Raw genomic sequence first — 18,316 nt, 5'->3', positions numbered from 1 at the left:
CGCTCCTACAAGGGGAGGGGGCAATATTCGCCCCCTGCATCAGGTCAGAGGTATTTGAGCCACGCCAGATCCCGCCGCCGTGCTTTCAGGCCGGCGAACCAACGCACGGGCAAGTACAGGGCAATCGGCAACAGCAGCGCTGCCAACCACACCGCACCGATATCGTCGAAGCCAAAGTAAGTGCCATGGTTGAGGCCAAACAGCGCAACGCAGGCTACATAGAGGATTTTCAATACATAGAGGTGCAACAGATAAAAGAACATCGGCGCCGCGCCGAACACCGCCAGCACGCCGATCCAGCGCTTATGCCCGGCGCGTTCAAACGCCAGCAGCAACAGCAAGCCAATCCCCAGGGTCAACGCCAGGAACAACAGCGAAGGCGGGTACTTGGTGATATTGAAAAAGCTCATCAGCGTCAGCACGCTGCTGTCATACGCCTGCCAAGGCTGCTCGCCATAGCCGTTGAGCGCTCGCAACAACCCAAAGCCCACCAACGCGCCCACCCCTGCGACCAGTAAATAACGCTGACGCACAGCCGGCAGCGTGGCATTGGCAAACCATGGCCCGAGGCCGTAACCCAGGGCAATCACACCGATCCATGGCAGCACCGGGTAGGTGGTGCGCAGGCGCAGGTTTTCAGAGACTTCAATCCAGGTGCGTTCATGCAGGATGGCCCACGGCACATGCAACATCGAACCCGCTGCGAAGTGCAGCCCATCGAGCAGGTTGTGCCCGGCGATAATCACCAGCGCCAAGCCGATCAGCCAGGCACGCGGTAGCCAGACCAACGCGGCGAGGGCGATCATGCTGATGCCGATGGCCCAGATCACTTGCATGTAGATCACGCTGGGCGGCAGTTGGAAGGTCCACGCGAAGTTGACCAGGGTGAATTCCAGCACCACCAGGAACAGCCCGCGCTTGAACAAGAATGCCGACACGTCGCGACGACCTTGATATTTCTGACCGTACAGCCAAGCCGACAAACCGGTGAGCAGCACAAACACCGGCGCACACAAGTGAGCCAGGGTGCGGCTGAAAAACAACGCAGGCTCGGTGCTGTCTATGCTCATGGGGTCGCTGACCTGGCGGTGCAGCAGGAAGGTTTCACGCACGTGGTCCAGCAACATGAACAGGATCACCAGGCCGCGCAGGGCGTCGATGGACAGCAGGCGTTTGCGTAAAGTCATAGCGTCAGTCATAAGTTAAGGATCACACGCAGGCAAAATATTGACGTTATTCTATAACATTAAGCGAGGCGCTGATGACAAGCATGACCCCACACTCGGCCGAAGCTGTAATCGCGTTCTGGAAACAGGCGGGGCCCAAGCGTTGGTTCGCCAAGGACGAGGGGTTCGATAGGGACTTTCGCGATAGATTCAACGCGGCTCATATGCAGGCTGCACGGCGTGAACTCGAAGGTTGGTTGACCACGGCGGATGGCGCGCTGGCGTTATTGATCCTGCTGGATCAGTACCCGCGCAACGCCTTTCGCGGCACGGCGCATATGTTCGCCACCGACCCGCTGGCGCGGTTTTATGCGCGAAAGATGGTGGACGCGGGATTGGATCAACAGGTTGAACCTCAGTTGCGCGCGTTCTGCTATTTGCCTTTTGAACATTCGGAAGACCCGCAGGACCAGCAACGCTCCCTGGCCCTGAACCAGCAGTTGGATGCCAGCACCTACCACTGGGCCAAGGAGCATGCCGACATCATCGAGCGGTTCGGGCGGTTTCCCCATCGTAATGGGGTGTTGGGCAGGGCGAGCACCGATGAAGAACTCGCCTTCCTCAAGGCCGGTGGCTTCGCCGGTTAGGCGTGTTCTGGCGCCAGGCTCTGCTGGGTGGCGACACGGCGAAACCGCCGCACGCCCTTGAGGTCTATCGCCCACCGCAACGCTTCAGTGGCTGAAGGACGCGGGCCTTGGGTGATCGCCTGTTCATCCTTGCCCAGTGCGTCGAGGTAACCCTGGGCACCGCCGCGTTCGCTCCAATAGTGAGTATGGCTGAGCCAGGACTTGGCCAGCCAGCTTTTGCCGTTGCCCACGGTCACCGGCAAGTCCAGCACGCCGCCGCCCATCACGGGCTTGACCGGGCCGCTGACGATGTCGCCGAACAGGCCGAAGGGGGCAGGGAAGTACAGGTTGGTCCAGCGCGTGACGGCAAAGGCTGCGGCGTGGTGCAGGTAGTGCGGGGTGAAGGGCTTTTGGCCGAGCATCAGCGGTTGGCGAGCGTTGTAGCCGTAGCCTTGGGTGTCTTCGGTCGGCGGGCAGGCCGGGGCTTCGCGGCGTTCCATGCGCTGTTTGAAGTCACTGACGCTGCGGCCCAGCAACAGGCTGGCGTGGGCCATCGGGCTGCCGACCGTGACTAGGTCGGTGATGCGCCAGGGGTTGCCCAGGCCGCGCTGTTCGGCAAAAGCTTCGGTCTGTTGCTGACGAAAATTCAACAGGCTGCCCAGGCTGCCGTCCAGCAAGGCGCCGGCTGCGGGCAGGGCCTCCTTGACCACCGGTTGCAGCGGTTCGCGGTTCGCATAGCGGGCCGCCAGCTCCCGGTTGCTGGGGATCAGTTGGGTCAGTTGGTCGTGATGTTCATGCCAGAGGTAGCCGACGATGTCGTAGGCAATCACGCTGCCCAAACTGTGGCCCACGACGATGATGCGCTCGTAGTCACCCTGATTGTGCAGAGCGCGCAGCAGGTCGACACCATCAGCACGGATCTGCTCGCGCACCATCACGTTTTGCGGGTTGGGGCTGAGGTAGCGTGCGGCGTCACCCAGGTAGGCCAGCGCCGAATAGCGCAGCGCCAGTCCCATGGCCGCGAGCAGCAGGGGGATCAGCGCGAAGGGGTTGTCGCTGGGGGGCAATTGGCCCCAGGCCGTGGCCAATGTACCGCTGGCAACCAGCAGCAATAACACCAGCACCGTCCAGCGCGTGCTGCGCCAGATCGGCACGATGGCCTCGGGAATGTCGCGACGCGGGCGCTTGAAGATATCCCACAGCCAGCCCAGCAGATGGCCGAACTTGGTGCCCTGCATCTTGTGGGCCCAGTAGTATTCATAGAAATCCGTCGAGGTACGGCCCGAGGCCTTTAGTACGCGCAGGTCGAAGTTGCGCGACAGATGATCCGGCTTGCTCCAGTACAGAGGTGTGCCATCGGGGGTGTCCGTGGGGATCATCGCTTCGACAAAGCCGCGCAAGGTGTCCATTGGGCGCTGTTCGCCGATGCCGTGGATAACCACAACTGCTTGTTTCATGTGCTGTTCCTTCCTTGAAAATCAGCGGGAGCCATAATATTGCCACTAGCCGCGCTATTCCTGCCAGGAATGCCCCCATAAAAACCCTGCATTGTCTTTATCGGCCCGGATCTCGTAGCGTGATGGCTCACACCAGGAGATTGCCCATGAGCCAAGGCCCGCTGCACCTCTACGTTGATTCGCTGTTCACCAGCCCCTATGCCATGTCGGTGTTTGTCGCCTTGCGCGAAAAAGGCCTGGCGTTCGAGACCCTCACCCTGGACCTCGATGCCGGGCAGAACCAGGCGGCAGATTACGTCCAACGCTCCCTGACCCAGCGAGTGCCGACCCTGGTAGACGGTGATTTTGCGCTGTCGGAGTCTTCGGCCATCACCGAGTACCTGGACCAGGCCTACCCCGAGACCCGCGTGTACCCGGCGGATGTGCAGCAGCGGGCGAGGGCGCGACAGGTCCAGGCGTGGTTGCGCAGCGACCTGCTGCCGATTCGCCAGGAGCGCTCGACGCTGGTGGTGTTCTGCGGGCAGAAGAGGCCGCCGTTGTCAGCAGAGGCTCAAGCCGCCGCGACCAAGTTGATCACCGCGGCGCAAGCCTTGCTGGCGGATAACCGCGAGTACCTGTGCGGCCAGTGGTCGATTGCCGATGTGGACCTGGCGGTGATGCTCAATCGCCTGATCCTCAACGGTGACGCCATGCCAGCGCAGCTGGTGACCTACGCGCAACGCCAGTGGCAGCGGCCGTCAGTGCGCGAGTGGGTCGAGCTGCGACGGCCCGCGCTCTAGCTCTGCCTGCTGGGCAACGCGCCGGTCGAGGTCTTCCCAATCGGCCATGCCCAACACGCGCATGGTGTTCAAACCACGCAAGTAGCCGCGCAGTTGCTCGGCGCTGGCGCTGCCTTTTGCGGCGTCGGCGTGTGAGTCCAGCAGCACGGTTTCGTACTCGACCAGGTAGTCGGCGACTCGCTCGCGAAACTCTGGCAGGACTGCCTCGCGGATACGATCGAAGATTTTCTGGTAGGGCTTCATGGCGGGTCCTTATAGATTTTATGGGCGGCCTGACACTATCGGTTCAAATGATAGTCACCATCAAGGATCACAAGTTCTGTTTTTTCGCCAAACGCGCAGAATCTGCACATCGAGACGCAGCCCAAGGAAAATGCGCGATGAGGACGATTATCCAGTTGGCTTTGATGGCCCTGATGCTGGGCACCGCGGTCATGACCACCCCGGCGATGGCCGATGACGTGCGTACAGGCCATTTGCTGCCACTGGTGGGTAGCGTAGACTCTCTGCAGCGTGCCCAGTCGGTGGGGGTGTTGTTCAGCGAAAACACCCGCGACAACCTCAGCTACCTTGAACGCTACCACGCCATGGCGCTGAACGGCGCCAAGGATGCCCTGGATGGGCGGATTCGCGAGGCGTTCGTCAACAGCTCCGACCCGGAACTGGCGATCGACTGGTTGATGCACTCGTTGCAGGGCACTTTTTTCTCGGTGACGGTTTATAGCAGCCTGGATGCCCTGGTGCAGGCGCACCCGGATGTGGTGGTGGTGCTCGATACCCATAACCAATTGCTGACCCAGCGTAATGACCGGGTCGAAGCACGCTTTGTCGCACGCTTCTACGACGCGAACCTGCAGTTTATCGCCAAGGCCGAAGGCTCGGTGGACAAGCACGTGCCGTCAGTGTGGGTGCACGACAAGGCGGCGCCGGAGATTGCTGCACTGATCGAGCAACAACGCGATGTACAGCAAGATGCCCTGAAGCAGTTCGATGCGTCGCTCAAGGCCCTGGTTCGCGCAGGTTGACCCGCGAATGGTTGTGAACCCTATTTGGTTATTTTCAGGAATGTTTATGCGCTCTTTCTTCGCCCCGGCCCTGGCTTGTGCTTCGTTATTGCTGACCGGCTGTATCACGGCGCCAAATGCCCCATCACTGACCCTGCAAACCAACAAGACCCCCGACGGCTATGTGCAATGCGTGTTGCCCAAGCTGGAAAAGCACGGCATCACCTCGACCGTCACCCAGAACTCGCGCCACGCCAAGGTGCTGCTGACCAGCAAGATTGCCGCCGATGATGTGCTGGAGGCCTACAAGTCCCAGGACGGCACCAAGGTCTTCCTGTACGAGCGCAAGCCGCTGGCTTCGGCGATCAAGCCATCGCGGCTGGAGCAGGCCGCACAGGATTGCAGATAAACCCAGGCACAACGCAAATCCAAAGGTGGGCGGGGGCAACTTCTGACACCCTGTAGGAGCGAGCTTGCTCGCGAAAGACGTCAACGGTAACGCGCGCCCCCTGAATAAACGCGGCGCCTATGATTTTTTCGCGAGCAAGCTCGCTCCTACAGGGTATTGGCCCCATTTGGATCAGGGTTTGGCTTCGTTGCTGAAGCTGTCGACAGTCTTGACCAATCCCTGCGCCGCCAATGCCACCAACTCACCGCCTTTCTCCACAGTAGCCAACGCCGGGTCCGAGCCCATGCGGCCGTCAGGGAAGCGCGCCCGGAAGTCCAGGGCCTCGCGGATCGGGCCGGTGTTGGCAATTCGTGGTGAGTAGTCGGCAGACTTGATCGCGTCCGGATACGCCCACTGCGTCACAGCAATTTCCGACGGCGTGGCGTGGCTGCCATGCCCGACCGGGAATTGACGCTGGGCCAGGTCAGTGACGCCTTCCAGGTCCCACCAGTTCACCAGCTTCAGCGCGAACCCGGCCGGGCGGCGGGCGAAGCTGGCTTCGGCGTACAGCTCGGAGAACGCCGCTTCAATCGTGGCGATGTTGCCGCCGTGGCCGTTCAGGAACAGGATCTTTTCGAAACCATGCCCGGCCAACGAGCGCACCCAGTCGCCAATTGCGGCGATAAAGGTGGAAGGGCGCAGGGAGATGGTGCCGGGAAAGCCCAGGTGGTGTTGAGCCATGCCGATATTGAAGGTCGGGCCGACCAGGATATCGGCGTGCTTCTGGGCGTGGTGGGCGATGATCTCCGGGCACATCCAGTCCGTGCCCAGCAGGCCGGTGGGGCCATGTTGCTCGTTGGAACCGATGGGAATCACCACCGTGCGGCTGCGTTCCAGGAACTGCCCGATTTCGATCCAGGTGGAGGTGTGTAGAAGCATGCGACGCTCTCTTTTATCTATGGGGACAGGCTATCCGCCACGGATTGTACGACTACTCGCCACCTGTTGGGGTTTGCAATTGAGGTAGGTCGACGACTTCAGCCAGCGCTGGTCGGGGTACCACGAAAACATGAACTGCCCGTCCTTGAGCTTGTCCACAACTTGACGGGCAACTTGCGGGCGCACGGCCGGGCAACCCTGGCTGCGGCCGATGCGGCCTTCGCGCTTGCTCCATAAGGGGCTGACGTAGTCGGCGGCATGAATCACGATGGCGCGGTCGCGGGCCTGGTCATTGAAACCGGGTTCCAGACCGTCCATGCGCAGCGAGTAGCCATGGGCGCCCAGGTAGCTTTCCTGGGTGCGGAACAACCCCAGGCTCGACTGGTGGCTGCCCTCGAGGTTGGAGAACTGGGTAGCGAAGTTTTCCCCGGACTTGGCGCCGTGGGCCACCAGGTCGCGCAATACCAGGGTCTTTTTGCGCAGGTCGAAGATCCACAGGCGACGGGCGGTCGAGGGCTGTGAGTAGTCAATAACCGCTAGGCGATCGGAACGTTCCTCGCCGTTATTGACCGCGCACTGTACGGCGCTCAGGGCGCTTTTCAGCACGGTGGGATTGAGTTCTGGAGCCGAGCGCGCCAGGCTGCTATACAGGGAAGGAGAGGTGCCATTGGCGGCGAGCGCAACATTGCTCAATAAAGCCAGGCACCCAGTGATCAAGCCCAGGCTGGTTAGCCTGAGCAGGCGTATAAAAGTCAGCATCTACAGTCGAGTCCCCGCTGTGGAGTGGAGCTAAGTCAATTGTTCAAAAAACACGCATGTTACTTGAGCATTTGCCTGCTCGTTGCACCATTGGTCGCTACAGCCGAAACGCTGCCGGTGGAGCCATTGCCCGTCACCACCCCTGCACCGGTCGCGCTGGCGCCACTGCAACAGGCGTTGGCCCAGTTGACCAGTGTCTGCCCGCACCTTGCGCCGCGTATCGATGCCGCCGCGTTGGTGCGCCTGCAAGCCTTTTACCTGCAGCAGGGCGATGCCCCGCTATGGTCGGCTGACGAACGCCGGCAAGCCTTGCACAGCCAGTTGCTGATGCTTGCCGACGATGGCCTGGACCCCACCCACTATAGCTTGCCTGCGGCGGATGCCACGGCCAACGTGCTGTGCAGCGATATCGCCAACAGCCAGCAGTACCTGCAAGCCCTGCAGGATTTGCATTACGGGCGCCTGCAGCAATCGCGCTTTGAGCCTCTATGGCATTCACAGCCGCCCAGTGGCGATCCTAATGCCGAGGTACTGGCGTTCGCCGCCACCGGCCTGCAAGACATGGCCCAAGCCTTCGATCAGGCGCGGCCCAGCGCTGATTTGTATCGCAGCCTGCGCAATGCCTACGCCGGCGTGCGTCAGCAACCGCTGCCCCATTGGGACCCGGTCGCCGAGGGCGCGTTGTTGCGCCCGGGCATGAACGACCCCCGCGTGCCGGAACTGGCGCGGCGCCTGCACAGCGGTGGCTACCTGGCCCAGTTGCCCAGCGGCAACGGCAAGCAATACCAGGGCGAACTGGTCAAAGCGGTGAAAGCCTTCCAGCTCAGCCACTCGTTGCAGGCCGACGGTGTGATCGGCGCCGGCACCGTGGCCGAACTCAATATCAGCCCGGCGGTGCGTCGTGAACAGCTGCGCATCAACCTGGAGCGCTTCCGCTGGCTGGCCCAGGACCTGGAGCCTGAAGGCGTCGTGGTCAATGTGGCCGCCGCGCAGCTGAGCGTGTATCAGAGCGGCATCCCGGTGTGGCAAACCCGCCTTCAAGTGGGCCGGGCCGAACGCCAGACGCCATTGCTCAAGTCGCGCATCACCCGGCTGACCCTCAACCCCACCTGGACTATCCCGCCGACCATCATGCGCGAGGACAAACTGCCCGCCATCCGCCTCAACCCTGAATACCTGCGCCAGCAAAACCTGCAAGTGCTCGACGCCGAAGGTCACCCATTGACCCCCGACCAAGTCGACTGGGCACGCCCCGGCAATATCCTGCTGCGCCAGCAGGCCGGCCCGCGTAACCCGCTGGGCAAGATTGTGATGCGCTTTCCCAATCCGTATTCGGTGTACCTGCATGACACCCCCAGCCAGCCCTTGTTCACCAAGGGCCCACGGGCGTTCAGTTCGGGATGCGTGCGGGTCGAGCAACCGTTGTTATTGCGCGATCTGCTCGTAACACCCGCCGAACGCACCCGCACCGATGAGCTGCTGGCGACCGGTGAAACCCATGAATTCAGGCTGGCTACGCCGGTACCGGTGCTGTTGGGGTATTGGACGGTAGAAGTGGATCGCCAGGGCGAGTTGGTGTACGCGCCGGATATTTATGCGCGTGACCCGGTGTTGATCAAGGCCATGGGCAGCGTGTTATAGCGTCAGATGGCTTGATATGAATGTAGGAGCGAGCTTGCTCGCGAAAAACGCCAACGATAACGCGTGCTTCCTGAATGAACGCGGTGTCTGTGAGTTTTTCGCGAGCAAGCTCGCTCCTACGTTCTATTCCGGCATCAGTTGCTGGCGGCATTCCAGCACCAGGCGGGCGCCGCCCAACTCACTGGTGCCGACCTCCAGCTTGAAGCCATGCAAGTTGATGATCGCCGCCACAATCGACAGGCCCAGCCCAAAGCCGCCTTGCTGATCACTCTCATCGACCCGATAGAAACGTTGGAACACCGACGCGCGCTCGGCAGCTGGAATGCCTGGCCCGGAGTCGAGCACTTCGATGCGCGTACTCCCAAGGTCGTTGACTGCTCGCAGGATCACCTTGCCATTGGGCGGGGTGAACTTGATCGAGTTACTCAGCAGGTTGGCCAGGGCTTCAAACAACAGCGCACGGTCACCGGTAATCCACGGCAGTGAGTCAGGCGCCTGCAGCACCAACTCCAGTTCGCCTTCTTCGGCCAGGGGCAGGTAGAAATCATGCAGTTCGCGCAGCAACGGCAGCGGGTCCAGCACCAGGAAGCCTGAGCGACGCTGATGGTCTTCCAGTTCCGAGATGCGCAGCAACCCGCGAAAACGCGCCATCAGCGTGTCGGTTTCGGCGATGGCGTCATCGAGTTTTACCGCGTGGGCCGAGTCTTCCTCGGCTTGTTGCTTGATGCGGTAAAGCTGGGCGCGCAAGCGAGTGAGCGGGGTGCGCAGGTCGTGGGCGATGTTGTCGCACACGCCCTTGACCTCGTTCATCAGTTTTTCGATGCGGTCGAGCATGGCATTGACGATGGCGGCGAGCATGTCCAGCTCGTCGCGCCGGTTGGACAGCGGCAACCGGTGCGTGAGGTCGCCGGCGACGATGGCCTCGGCGCTGGCCTGGATCCCGCGAATGCGCCGCAACGGGCGGCGGCGCAGCAGGTGCCAGCCGGCAGCGCCAGGAATGATGGTCAAGGACAGCGCCCACAGCAGGGCGTGCCAGATAATCCGCGTTACCCCGAACAACGAGCCGTTGGCGCGTACCAACACCAGCCAGCGGCCGTCTTCGGTGTGGGTGGCCACGGCGTCGCAGCTGTCCTTGGGCAGTTTGGGGTCATCGGATTGCACGCAATTGGTCAGGGCGTAAATCTTGCCATCCAGCGGCAGGTCGGGTGGTACGGCGCGGATCGGCCCGCTCAAGGGGCGAAATTGCTCATCGAACAGGCCATAGGCGTCAACACCCTTCATGTCGAAGGTCATGCTGGTGGTCAGCGCTTCCACCAGTTCTTCGCCGTCGAAACGCTGGAAAAGATGCTGGCGCTGCAACAGGGAATGGCGCGACAAGTCGCTGAGGTAGCCTGAGACCTCGTAGTACAGCACCCCCATGAGGATGCAACTCCACGCCACGAACAACGAGCTGTACAGCGCCAGCAAGCGGCTGCTGGAAGAGCGCCAGCCTTTAGAGGGGTTCAGCAATGACATAGCCCGAGCCTCGTACCGTGCGGATCAGCGGCGTGAGGCCCGGTGGGTCGATTTTCTTGCGCAGACGGCCGATGTGCACGTCGATCAGGTTGGTGCCGGGGTCGAAGTGATAACCCCAGACTTCCTCGAAAATCATCATCCGCGACAGGATCTGCCCGGTGTTGCGCATCAGGAATTCAAGCAGTTTGTATTCAGTGGGCAGCAGGGTCAGCGGCTGGTCGGCCCGGCTGGCTTCGCGGCTGATCAGGTTCAGTTCCAGGTCGGCCACACGCAGGGCGGTTTCGAATTCCTGGACGGTGCTTTTACGCCGCAGCAGCACCTCGACACGGGCGGCCATTTCATCCGAGGCGAACGGCTTGGTCAGGTAGTCATCGCCGCCGGCACGCAGGCCGCGCACGCGCTCGTCGACATCGGAGAGGGCGCTGATCATCAGGATCGGCGTAGACACCCCAATGGTGCGCAACGTGGTGACGATGGCCAGGCCATCCAGCTCGGGCAGCATGCGGTCGAGGGTGATCAGGTCGTAATCCCCACTCACGGCACGGACCAGGCCCTCGCGGCCGTTGTCCACCCAATCTACGTCCAGTCCATGGCTACTCAGCTCGGCGACAATCTCGCGGGCCGTTACGGCGTCATCCTCGATGGTCAAAATGCGGGTCATAGGATTACCTGGTGAGCGTTCACACTAGAAGTGACGACATTTTGCCAAGAAGTTGCTGAATGTTTCCTAAATAAAACTTCATCTTCTTCAAACCGACATCGCCCTGTGGGAGCTGGCTTGCCTGCGATGGCGGCTTACCTGCTGGCATATTCGTTGGCGGTCATGCCGCTATCGCAGGCAAGCCAGCTCCCACAGGGGAGTGCATTACGCCCGCCTAATATCGCCGTTTATTGCAACCTGCATGATCTGGCTAAGTTCAATTTAAATAAATCATTGAAATTAAAGGAATTTAATTTTAATCGCCGCTGGCACGCTGCCTGCACTGTCCGTTTTGAGACTTGTAACATCATTTTTCGTGCCTGGAGCAAAACAACAATGATCACATCCTCAACCACGCTGCAAGAGTCAAGCACGCTCTCCGGGGTTTCCTGGGGGGCGATTTTCGCCGGTGCCGCTGCGGCGGCTGCACTGTCATTGATCTTGGTATTGCTGGGCTTCGGCCTGGGCTTTTCGGCGGTGTCGCCTTGGGCTGACAGCGGTATCAGCGCCAAGGGCCTTGGCATTTCCACAATTGTCTGGCTGGCGTTCACCCAGATCGTTGCTTCGGGCCTGGGCGGTTACATCGCCGGTCGTTTGCGGGTGAAGTGGGCCAATATGCACGGGGACGAGGTGTACTTTCGCGACACCGCCCATGGCTTCCTGGCGTGGGCAGTGGCCACATTGATCACGGCGATGCTGGTGGTCGGCTCGGTCAGCAGTGTGGTCAGCGGCGGCGTGAAAGCTGGCGCCAGCGTGGCATCGGGCGCCGCCAGCGGCCTCACCCAAGCTGCTGGCAGCGCGGCAAAAGGTGCCGACAGTGGTGACTTCGGTTATTACGTCGACAGCCTGTTCCGCGATGATCGCCCAGCGGCGGTCAGCGATGATGCAGCCCACGCCGTGGTCGGTCGTATCCTGACGCGTACGTTGAGCAACGACGGCCAACTGGCAGCGGAAGATCGCGCCTACCTGGCCCAACTGATCAGCCAGCGCACCAACCTTAGCCAGGCCGATGCCGAAGCCCGTATCGACAAGGTCTATGGCGACGCGCGCAAGGCCGTTGAAGACGCCAAGCTCAAAGCCAAACAAGCCGCTGACACCGCTGCGAAAGTAGCGGCCTACACCTCGCTGTGGACCTTCGTGGCCCTGCTCATCGGTGCGTTCTTCGCCAGCTTCGCCGCCACCTTCGGCGGTCGCCGCCGGGATGCCGTGGTGTATGTCGAAACCGAAAACTACGTTCGTTAATTCAAGGAGAACATGATGCGCTCATTACTGCTGTGGTTCCTCGGCGTGCCGATTCCGGTGATCATCCTGATCGCGATTTTCATGCACTAATTGTAGGAGCGAGCTTGCTCGCGAAGAACTGCTGGGCGCCGCGTTCATTCAAAATGGCCGCGGCGTTCTTGCGTTTTTCGCGAGCAAGCTCGCTCCTACAGTTGGAGGTTCAGTCGTCGAACCCGACCTGTTCGTGAATCTCATCCACCTTGAGTTCCAACCGATACGCCACCGCAATAAACAGCGCCTGGCACAGGCACAGCGTGGCGCTCAGCGAGCGGAAAGCAAACGAGGAACCTTCATTGACCAACAACACCGCATTCGCCCGCTTGGCCAGGGGCGACAGGTTGCTGTCGGTGATGATCAGGGTCTTGGCCTGGTGATGCTGCGCGATGCGCAGGCAGTGCTGGGTCTCTTTGCCGTAGGGCGTGAAGCTGATGGCTATCACCAGGTCATTGGCGCGCACGCTGCGCATCTGCTCGCGATAACTGCCGCCTAGCCCCGAGATCAGGTGGATGCGCTTGTTGGTGTGCTGCAGGTTGTAGACCAGGTAGTCGGCCACCGCAAAGGAGCGGCGCACGCCGACCACGTAGATGTTGTCGGCATTGACTACCAGGTCCACGGCTTTCTCGAAGGCAGCGTCGTCCAACTCCAGCCCCAAGCGTTCGATGCCCGACAGGGTGGCGTTGACGCACTCGCGCGCCAGGTCGCCGCCGCTGGCCTTCTGGGACTTGTTGGCGATCATGCTGCGAATGCGCTGCTGGTAGTTTTGCACCGGCGTAGTCTTGTGCGTATACGCCTCGCGAAACAGCGCCTGCATCTCACTGAACCCGCTGAAACCGAAGCGCTGGGAAAACCGCACGATGGCCGAAGGGTGCACTTCGCATTCCCGGGCGATGTCGCTGATCCGGTCGACCATGATCCGGTCACTCTGCTGACTCATGTAGCTGGCGATACGCTTGAGCTGGCGCGGCAGGCTCTCGTATTCGTCGGTGATCAGCTGCAACAGGCGTTCGGCATTGATCGGAGGGCTGGCGACAGTTTCTTCCAGGGTGGTCTCGGGATCGGTGCGGGACATGGGCAATCCTTCTGGCGTGTTCGTCTGATGCGCTGATAGGTGGCGCAAGTCTACAGGGTAGGCGCAAAAAAATACCCCGGCATCACGGCCCGCGTGGCCTGCTGAAACGATGCATGGGCGCTGGAGTGCCGCTATCCTGAGGTATTGGAAAAAATATTCCACTAAAAATAATTATGGAATAAATATTGATTGCTGCCAGCGGACGTTCTAGTCTGCTCCCACCAAGAGCGTTTGCCGTCGCCACGGCGGCACAACGCAGGCTGATAAAAATAACAGGAGCCAGCATGGGCCAGACTCGTTTTGCCAGTGGGCGTCAATTGGATCTGATTTGCCTCGGGCGCCTGGGCGTCGATCTCTATGCGCAGCAAGTCGGTGCGCGGCTTGAGGATGTGTCCAGCTTCGCCAAGTATCTGGGCGGATCTTCCGCCAACATCGCTTTCGGCACCGCCAGGCTGGGGCTGAAGTCGGCGATGCTGAGCCGGGTCGGCGATGACCACATGGGCCGTTTCCTGGTGGAATCCCTGGCCCGCGAAGGCTGTGATGTCAGTGGCATCAAGGTCGACCCTGAGCGCCTCACCGCCCTGGTCCTGCTGGGCCTCAAGGACCGCGAAACCTTCCCCCTGGTGTTCTACCGCGAAAACTGCGCCGACATGGCCTTGCGCGCCGAAGACATCAGCGAAGCCTTTATCGCCTCCAGCAAAGCGTTGTTGATCACCGGTACGCATTTCTCCACCGACGGCGTGTACAAGGCCAGCCTCCAGGCCCTGGATTACGCGGCCAGGCACAACGTCAAGCGCGTGCTGGACATCGACTACCGCCCCGTGTTGTGGGGCCTGGCCGGCAAGGCCGATGGCGAAACCCGTTTCGTCGCCGACCAGAATGTCAGCCAGCATGTGCAGAAGATCCTGCCGCGTTTCGACCTGATCGTCGGCACCGAAGAGGAATTCCTGATTGCCGGCGGCGGTGAAGACCTGCTCACCGCCCTGCGCACCGTGCGTGAACTGACCCCGGCCACCCTGGTGGTCAAGCTCGGCCCCCAGGGCTGCACGGTGATCCACGGCGCAATCCCGGCGCGCCTGGAAGACGGGGCCATCTATCCTGGCGTGCGGGTTGAAGTGCTCAACGTGCTGGGCGCAGGCGATGCTTTTATGTCGGGCTTTCTCAGCGGCTGGATCAATGACGCCAGCGATGAGCGTTGCAGCCAGTTGGCCAATGCCTGTGGCGGCCTGGTGGTATCGCGCCACGCCTGTGCGCCAGCGATGCCGACCCCCGCCGAACTCGATTACCTGTTCAACAGCCCCGTGCCCATCACCCGGCCGGACCAGGACGTGACCCTGCAACGCCTGCACCGTGTCACGGTGCCGCGCAAGGCCTGGAAGCAACTGTTCGTCTTTGCCTTCGACCACCGCTGGCAATTGGTGGAGCTGGCGCAAAAAGGTGGCCAGGCCCCTGAGCGTATCAGCGACATCAAGCAGTTGTTTATCCAGGCCATCGAACGCGTGGAGCGCAACCTCAGCGAGCAGGGCGTCGAGGCGGATGTGGGCCTGCTCGCCGACCAACGCTTTGGCCAGGATGCACTCAACGCCGCCAGCGGTCGCGGCTGGTGGATCGCTCGCCCGGTGGAAGTGCAGAACTCGCGGCCCCTGGCGTTCGAGCACGGGCGTTCGATCGGCAGCAACCTGATTGCCTGGCCCCAGGAACACATCATCAAGTGCCTGGTGCAGTTTCACCCCGATGACGAGCCGATGCTGCGCCTGGAACAGGAAGCGCAACTCAAGGCGGTGTACGAGGCGTCGCTGGTCAGTGGCCACGAACTGCTGCTGGAAGTCATCCCACCCAAGGATCACCCGTCCACCTACCCGGACGTGCTCTACCGCAGCCTTAAACGCCTGTACAACCTTGGCATTTACCCGGCCTGGTGGAAGATCGAAACCCAATCGGCCGAAGACTGGAAAAAGCTCGACGAACTGATCCAGGAACGCGACCCCTACTGCCGTGGCGTGGTGTTGCTGGGCCTGAATGCTTCCCCCGAGTTTCTCGCCGATGGCTTCAAGCAAGCCAGCCAGAGCAGCACCTGCCGTGGGTTTGCCGTGGGCCGCACGATCTTCCACGAGCCGAGCCGGGCGTGGATGGCGGGGGAGATTGATGATGAAACGCTGATCCAGCAGGTGCAGGCGACCTTCGAACAGCTCATCAATGCCTGGCTCAGCGCCCGACAGTAAATACGATCAAATGTGGGAGCTGGCTTGCCTGCGATAGCAATCTATCCGTTGCAAATGTATTGCCTGACACACTGCTATCGCAGGCAAGCCAGCTCCCACACAAAGCAGATCCCAGTGAATTCTGAAGATAAAAACAAAAGGTGCAGCCATGCCCGCAATCCGAATTGGCATCAACCCGATCTCCTGGAGCAACGACGACCTCCCGGCCCTCGGCGGTGAGACCCCGCTGAGCACGGCCCTGAGCGAAGGCAAGGACATCGGCTACGAAGGTTTTGAACTCAACGGCAAATTCCCCAAGGATGCCAAGGGCGTCGCTGACGTGCTGCGTCCTTATGACCTGGCGCTGGTGTCCGGTTGGTACTCCAGCCGTCTGGCCCACCGTTCGGTGGCTGAAGAAATCGAGGCGATTGCCGCCCATGTCGAACTGCTCAAACACAACGGCGCCTCGGTACTGGTATACGGCGAAGTGGCTGACTCGATCCAGGGCTCGCGCATTCGCCTGATCGAGCGCCCGCGTTTTCACAGTGAACAGGCCTGGCAGGCTTACGCCGACAAGCTTACCGAGCTGGCGCGCTTCACCTTGTCCCAGGGCGTGCGCCTGGCCTATCACCACCATATGGGCGCGTACGTCGAATCCCCCGAGGACATCGACCAGTTGATGAAACGCACGGGCCCGGAAGTCGGCTTGCTGTTCGATTCGGGCCACTGCTACATGGGCGGCGGCGAACCCATCGAGGTGCTGCGCAAGCATATCGAGCGCGTCTGCCATGTGCATTTCAAGGATGTACGCAAACCCGTGGTGCAACTGGCGCGTAACCAGATGTGGAGCTTCCCGGACTGCATCGTCAACGGCACCTTTACCGTGCCCGGCGATGGTGATATCGACTTCGCACCGTTGCTGGATGTGTTGCTCGCGGCGAACTACAAGGGCTGGCTGGTGGTGGAAGCCGAGCAGGACCCGGCCGTGGCGCCCAGCTATATCTACGCGAAGAAGGGTTACGACACCCTGCGTGCGCTTCTCAACCAGAGGACTTGAGTGATGAGCTTGTTGGTCAAAAGCAGCAAACGCGGGCAAACCATGGTTGCCCTGGAGGCGGGTCGCCTGGAGTACGTAGGCTTTGCCGCGTACCGCCTGAGTCTGGGTGAAACCCTGCCGGTCAGTGCGGGCGATCAGGAACTGTGCCTGGTGCTGCTCAGCGGTCGGGTGAATATTGAAGGCGAAGGCTTCAATTGGCAGAACCTGGGGGATCGCCAGTCGGTGTTCGAAGACAAGTCACCGTTCGCCGCCTATTTGCCGCCGGGCACTGGCGCCCGAGTCACGGCCCTGAGCGATGTGCAAATTGCCGTCTGTGCAGCGCCGGGTGCTACGGGTTTTGCCCCGCGCTTGATCCGCCCCGAGCAGTGCAAGCGCAGTGTGCGCGGCAAAGGCGCCAACACTCGCTACGTCTGCGACATCCTGCCTGACAGCGAGCCGGCCCATTCGCTGCTGGTGGTGGAAGTGCGCACGCCGTCGGGGCATTCCTCCAGCTACCCGCCGCACAAGCACGACACCGACGACCTGCCGCACCAGAGCTTTCTGGAAGAGACCTACTACCACCAGGTCAACCCGCCCCAGGGCTTCGTGTTCCAGCGCGTGTACACCGATGATCGCAGCATCGACCAGGCCATGGCCGTGGAAAACAGTGACCTGGTGGTGGTGCCCAAGGGCTATCACCCGGTCAGCGTGCCGTATGGCTACGAGTCTTATTACCTGAACGTGATGGCCGGCCCCAAGCGCGCCTGGCATTTCCATAACGACCCGCAGCACAGCTGGCTGCTGGACCTGTAAACGGTGTTGGACGGAGAACAAAAACAATGAAGTCGCCGCTACGTTTTGCCCTCAACCGCATGGTCGCCCCCAACCTGTCCCTGCCGGATTTCATCCAGTTGGCGGCGGCTCTCAACTGCGAGGCCATTGAGATCCGCAACGACCTCAAAAACCGTGAAATCGAATACGGCACACCCGCCAGCCGCGTGCGTGAATTGTGCGCAGCGCAGGGCATCAAGGTGCTGTCGATCAACGCGCTGTACCCCTTTGATGTGTGGAATGACCAACGCCGTGCCCAGGCAATCGAACTGGCCACCTACGCCCGTGAGTGCGGGGCCGAAGGCTTGGTGATGTGCCCGTTCAATCAGCCTGGCGATACGCGCAACGACGCGCAGCGCGCGGCTGGTTTGCGCACGGCGTTGAGCGAGCTGGCGTTGATCCTGCGCGAGTACGGGATTCTGGGTTTCATCGAGCCCCTGGGCTTCACCGTATCCGCCCTGCGCCGCAAGCGCGTGGCAGTGGATGCAATCAAGGCCATCGGCGGCCTGGATGTATTCCGGGTGGTGCACGACACCTTTCACCATCACCTGGCCGGCGAGCATGAGTTCTTCCCGGAACTGACCGGGCTGGTGCACATCTCCGGGGTGGAAGACCGCGAGGCGCCGCTGGAGTCGATCCGCGACGGCCACCGCGTGCTGGTGGGCGAGGACGATATCCTCGGGAATGCGGCGCAGATCGACACCTTGCTGAGCACCGGCTACAGCGGCTATCTGTCGTTCGAACCGTTTGCCGAAAGCGTGCACGGGTTGGCGAATATCCGGCAGGCGTTGGGCAGCAGCATGGCGTATTTGCAAAAGCCCTTGCCATAACGCGATCAAAAATGTGGGAGCTGGGGGGGGGGGGGGGGGGGGGGGGGGGGGGGGGGGGGGGGGGGGGGGGGGGGGGGGGGGGGGGGAAGGGTCC

Annotated in this window: 18 protein-coding genes; 10 read left to right on the top strand and 8 right to left on the bottom strand. The window is 61.4% G+C overall.

What is annotated here, in order from left to right:
- Positions 1-44 precede the first annotated feature (44 nt).
- Positions 45-1,199: an acetyltransferase domain-containing protein gene (locus tag AC1RAC_RS04550; RefSeq protein ID WP_054897771.1), complete on the bottom strand. Its 1,155-nt coding sequence runs from the start codon at positions 1,197-1,199 to the stop codon at positions 45-47.
- Positions 1,200-1,270: 71 nt separating this feature from the next.
- Between AC1RAC_RS04550 and AC1RAC_RS04545 the strand changes: the two genes are divergently transcribed.
- Complete coding sequence (locus AC1RAC_RS04545; RefSeq protein ID WP_054897772.1) at positions 1,271-1,813, top strand: DUF924 family protein; 543 nt, start codon at positions 1,271-1,273, stop codon at positions 1,811-1,813.
- On the opposite strand, the gene AC1RAC_RS04540 is transcribed toward AC1RAC_RS04545, so the two are convergent.
- Positions 1,810-3,249 (bottom strand): alpha/beta hydrolase family protein, encoded by a 1,440-nt coding sequence (locus AC1RAC_RS04540; RefSeq protein ID WP_492616292.1) that lies wholly within the window; start codon positions 3,247-3,249, stop codon positions 1,810-1,812. The genes AC1RAC_RS04545 and AC1RAC_RS04540 overlap by 4 nt on opposite strands.
- Positions 3,250-3,395: 146 nt before the next feature.
- Here AC1RAC_RS04540 and yfcF point away from each other — a divergent pair, with 146 nt between their 5' ends.
- The gene (gene yfcF, locus AC1RAC_RS04535; protein ID WP_054897773.1) at positions 3,396-4,028 is read left to right on the top strand and encodes a glutathione transferase; all 633 of its coding nucleotides are present in this window, start codon (positions 3,396-3,398) and stop codon (positions 4,026-4,028) included.
- On the opposite strand, the gene AC1RAC_RS04530 is transcribed toward yfcF, so the two are convergent.
- On the bottom strand, positions 3,987-4,271 hold the full coding sequence (locus AC1RAC_RS04530) for a hypothetical protein (protein ID WP_034125707.1): 285 nt from the start codon (positions 4,269-4,271) through the stop codon (positions 3,987-3,989). The genes yfcF and AC1RAC_RS04530 overlap by 42 nt on opposite strands.
- Before the next feature lie 137 nt (positions 4,272-4,408).
- On the opposite strand from AC1RAC_RS04530, the gene AC1RAC_RS04525 reads away from it, so the two are divergent.
- Both AC1RAC_RS04525 and AC1RAC_RS04520 read left to right on the top strand, forming a co-directional pair.
- Positions 4,409-5,053: a hypothetical protein gene (locus AC1RAC_RS04525; RefSeq protein ID WP_054897774.1), complete on the top strand. Its 645-nt coding sequence runs from the start codon at positions 4,409-4,411 to the stop codon at positions 5,051-5,053.
- 46 nt (positions 5,054-5,099) lie between these two features.
- Positions 5,100-5,441, top strand: coding sequence for a hypothetical protein (locus AC1RAC_RS04520; protein ID WP_034125705.1), 342 nt, complete (start codon positions 5,100-5,102; stop codon positions 5,439-5,441).
- A 171-nt stretch (positions 5,442-5,612) separates the two neighbouring features.
- Here AC1RAC_RS04520 and AC1RAC_RS04515 read toward each other — a convergent pair whose 3' ends face one another.
- Both AC1RAC_RS04515 and AC1RAC_RS04510 read right to left on the bottom strand, forming a co-directional pair.
- Positions 5,613-6,359 carry a creatininase family protein gene (locus tag AC1RAC_RS04515; RefSeq protein ID WP_020301789.1) on the bottom strand — a complete coding sequence of 249 codons (747 nt, stop codon included), beginning with the start codon at positions 6,357-6,359 and terminating at the stop codon, positions 5,613-5,615.
- A 30-nt stretch (positions 6,360-6,389) separates the two neighbouring features.
- Positions 6,390-7,118: a murein L,D-transpeptidase catalytic domain family protein gene (locus tag AC1RAC_RS04510; protein ID WP_019817186.1), complete on the bottom strand. Its 729-nt coding sequence runs from the start codon at positions 7,116-7,118 to the stop codon at positions 6,390-6,392.
- A 39-nt stretch (positions 7,119-7,157) separates the two neighbouring features.
- Here AC1RAC_RS04510 and AC1RAC_RS04505 point away from each other — a divergent pair, with 39 nt between their 5' ends.
- Positions 7,158-8,759, top strand: a complete 1,602-nt coding sequence (locus AC1RAC_RS04505) for a L,D-transpeptidase family protein (RefSeq protein ID WP_294157060.1) — start codon at positions 7,158-7,160, stop codon at positions 8,757-8,759.
- Between the two features lie 123 nt (positions 8,760-8,882).
- Here the strand turns inward: AC1RAC_RS04505 and AC1RAC_RS04500 are convergent, their stop codons facing one another.
- Positions 8,883-10,274 carry a sensor histidine kinase gene (locus AC1RAC_RS04500; RefSeq protein WP_034125702.1) on the bottom strand — a complete coding sequence of 464 codons (1,392 nt, stop codon included), beginning with the start codon at positions 10,272-10,274 and terminating at the stop codon, positions 8,883-8,885.
- On the bottom strand, positions 10,252-10,935 hold the full coding sequence (locus tag AC1RAC_RS04495) for a response regulator transcription factor (protein ID WP_003191687.1): 684 nt from the start codon (positions 10,933-10,935) through the stop codon (positions 10,252-10,254). The genes AC1RAC_RS04500 and AC1RAC_RS04495 overlap by 23 nt, the downstream gene beginning before the upstream one ends.
- Positions 10,936-11,310: 375 nt before the next feature.
- Here AC1RAC_RS04495 and AC1RAC_RS04490 point away from each other — a divergent pair, with 375 nt between their 5' ends.
- Positions 11,311-12,216: a hypothetical protein gene (locus AC1RAC_RS04490; protein ID WP_054897777.1), complete on the top strand. Its 906-nt coding sequence runs from the start codon at positions 11,311-11,313 to the stop codon at positions 12,214-12,216.
- Between the two features lie 199 nt (positions 12,217-12,415).
- Here the strand turns inward: AC1RAC_RS04490 and AC1RAC_RS04485 are convergent, their stop codons facing one another.
- Positions 12,416-13,324, bottom strand: coding sequence for a MurR/RpiR family transcriptional regulator (locus AC1RAC_RS04485; protein ID WP_005787722.1), 909 nt, complete (start codon positions 13,322-13,324; stop codon positions 12,416-12,418).
- 284 nt (positions 13,325-13,608) lie between these two features.
- Between AC1RAC_RS04485 and AC1RAC_RS04480 the strand changes: the two genes are divergently transcribed.
- The 4 genes from AC1RAC_RS04480 (at position 13,609) to AC1RAC_RS04465 (ending at position 18,222) form a co-directional block, all read left to right on the top strand.
- The gene (locus tag AC1RAC_RS04480) at positions 13,609-15,546 is read left to right on the top strand and encodes a bifunctional 5-dehydro-2-deoxygluconokinase/5-dehydro-2-deoxyphosphogluconate aldolase (protein ID WP_294157125.1); all 1,938 of its coding nucleotides are present in this window, start codon (positions 13,609-13,611) and stop codon (positions 15,544-15,546) included.
- A gap of 148 nt (positions 15,547-15,694) precedes the next feature.
- Positions 15,695-16,582, top strand: coding sequence for a myo-inosose-2 dehydratase (iolE, locus tag AC1RAC_RS04475; RefSeq protein ID WP_236454854.1), 888 nt, complete (start codon positions 15,695-15,697; stop codon positions 16,580-16,582).
- A 3-nt stretch (positions 16,583-16,585) separates the two neighbouring features.
- Positions 16,586-17,374 carry a 5-deoxy-glucuronate isomerase gene (gene iolB, locus AC1RAC_RS04470; protein ID WP_057977494.1) on the top strand — a complete coding sequence of 263 codons (789 nt, stop codon included), beginning with the start codon at positions 16,586-16,588 and terminating at the stop codon, positions 17,372-17,374.
- A gap of 26 nt (positions 17,375-17,400) precedes the next feature.
- Positions 17,401-18,222, top strand: a complete 822-nt coding sequence (locus AC1RAC_RS04465) for a TIM barrel protein (RefSeq protein WP_294157138.1) — start codon at positions 17,401-17,403, stop codon at positions 18,220-18,222.
- The last annotated feature ends 94 nt before the right edge of the window (positions 18,223-18,316 follow it).

The organism is Pseudomonas sp. GW823-FHT02F05, from assembly GCF_058797315.1.
Note: the sequence above shows the minus strand (reverse complement) of the source record. Positions and strands in the feature narration are given on the sequence as shown.

Coding starts and splice junctions, on each gene's coding strand:
- AC1RAC_RS04465 (WP_294157138.1), top strand. CDS start 17,401: ATGAAGTCGCCGCTACGTTTTGCCCTCAACCGCATGGTCGCCCCCAAC.
- AC1RAC_RS04525 (WP_054897774.1), top strand. CDS start 4,409: ATGAGGACGATTATCCAGTTGGCTTTGATGGCCCTGATGCTGGGCACC.
- iolE (WP_236454854.1), top strand. CDS start 15,695: ATGCCCGCAATCCGAATTGGCATCAACCCGATCTCCTGGAGCAACGAC.
- AC1RAC_RS04500 (WP_034125702.1), bottom strand. CDS start 10,274: ATGTCATTGCTGAACCCCTCTAAAGGCTGGCGCTCTTCCAGCAGCCGC.
- AC1RAC_RS04515 (WP_020301789.1), bottom strand. CDS start 6,359: ATGCTTCTACACACCTCCACCTGGATCGAAATCGGGCAGTTCCTGGAA.
- AC1RAC_RS04550 (WP_054897771.1), bottom strand. CDS start 1,199: ATGACTGACGCTATGACTTTACGCAAACGCCTGCTGTCCATCGACGCC.
- AC1RAC_RS04490 (WP_054897777.1), top strand. CDS start 11,311: ATGATCACATCCTCAACCACGCTGCAAGAGTCAAGCACGCTCTCCGGG.
- AC1RAC_RS04520 (WP_034125705.1), top strand. CDS start 5,100: ATGCGCTCTTTCTTCGCCCCGGCCCTGGCTTGTGCTTCGTTATTGCTG.
- AC1RAC_RS04540 (WP_492616292.1), bottom strand. CDS start 3,249: ATGAAACAAGCAGTTGTGGTTATCCACGGCATCGGCGAACAGCGCCCA.
- AC1RAC_RS04485 (WP_005787722.1), bottom strand. CDS start 13,324: ATGTCCCGCACCGATCCCGAGACCACCCTGGAAGAAACTGTCGCCAGC.
- iolB (WP_057977494.1), top strand. CDS start 16,586: ATGAGCTTGTTGGTCAAAAGCAGCAAACGCGGGCAAACCATGGTTGCC.
- AC1RAC_RS04510 (WP_019817186.1), bottom strand. CDS start 7,118: ATGCTGACTTTTATACGCCTGCTCAGGCTAACCAGCCTGGGCTTGATC.
- AC1RAC_RS04530 (WP_034125707.1), bottom strand. CDS start 4,271: ATGAAGCCCTACCAGAAAATCTTCGATCGTATCCGCGAGGCAGTCCTG.
- AC1RAC_RS04545 (WP_054897772.1), top strand. CDS start 1,271: ATGACCCCACACTCGGCCGAAGCTGTAATCGCGTTCTGGAAACAGGCG.
- AC1RAC_RS04495 (WP_003191687.1), bottom strand. CDS start 10,935: ATGACCCGCATTTTGACCATCGAGGATGACGCCGTAACGGCCCGCGAG.
- AC1RAC_RS04480 (WP_294157125.1), top strand. CDS start 13,609: ATGGGCCAGACTCGTTTTGCCAGTGGGCGTCAATTGGATCTGATTTGC.
- yfcF (WP_054897773.1), top strand. CDS start 3,396: ATGAGCCAAGGCCCGCTGCACCTCTACGTTGATTCGCTGTTCACCAGC.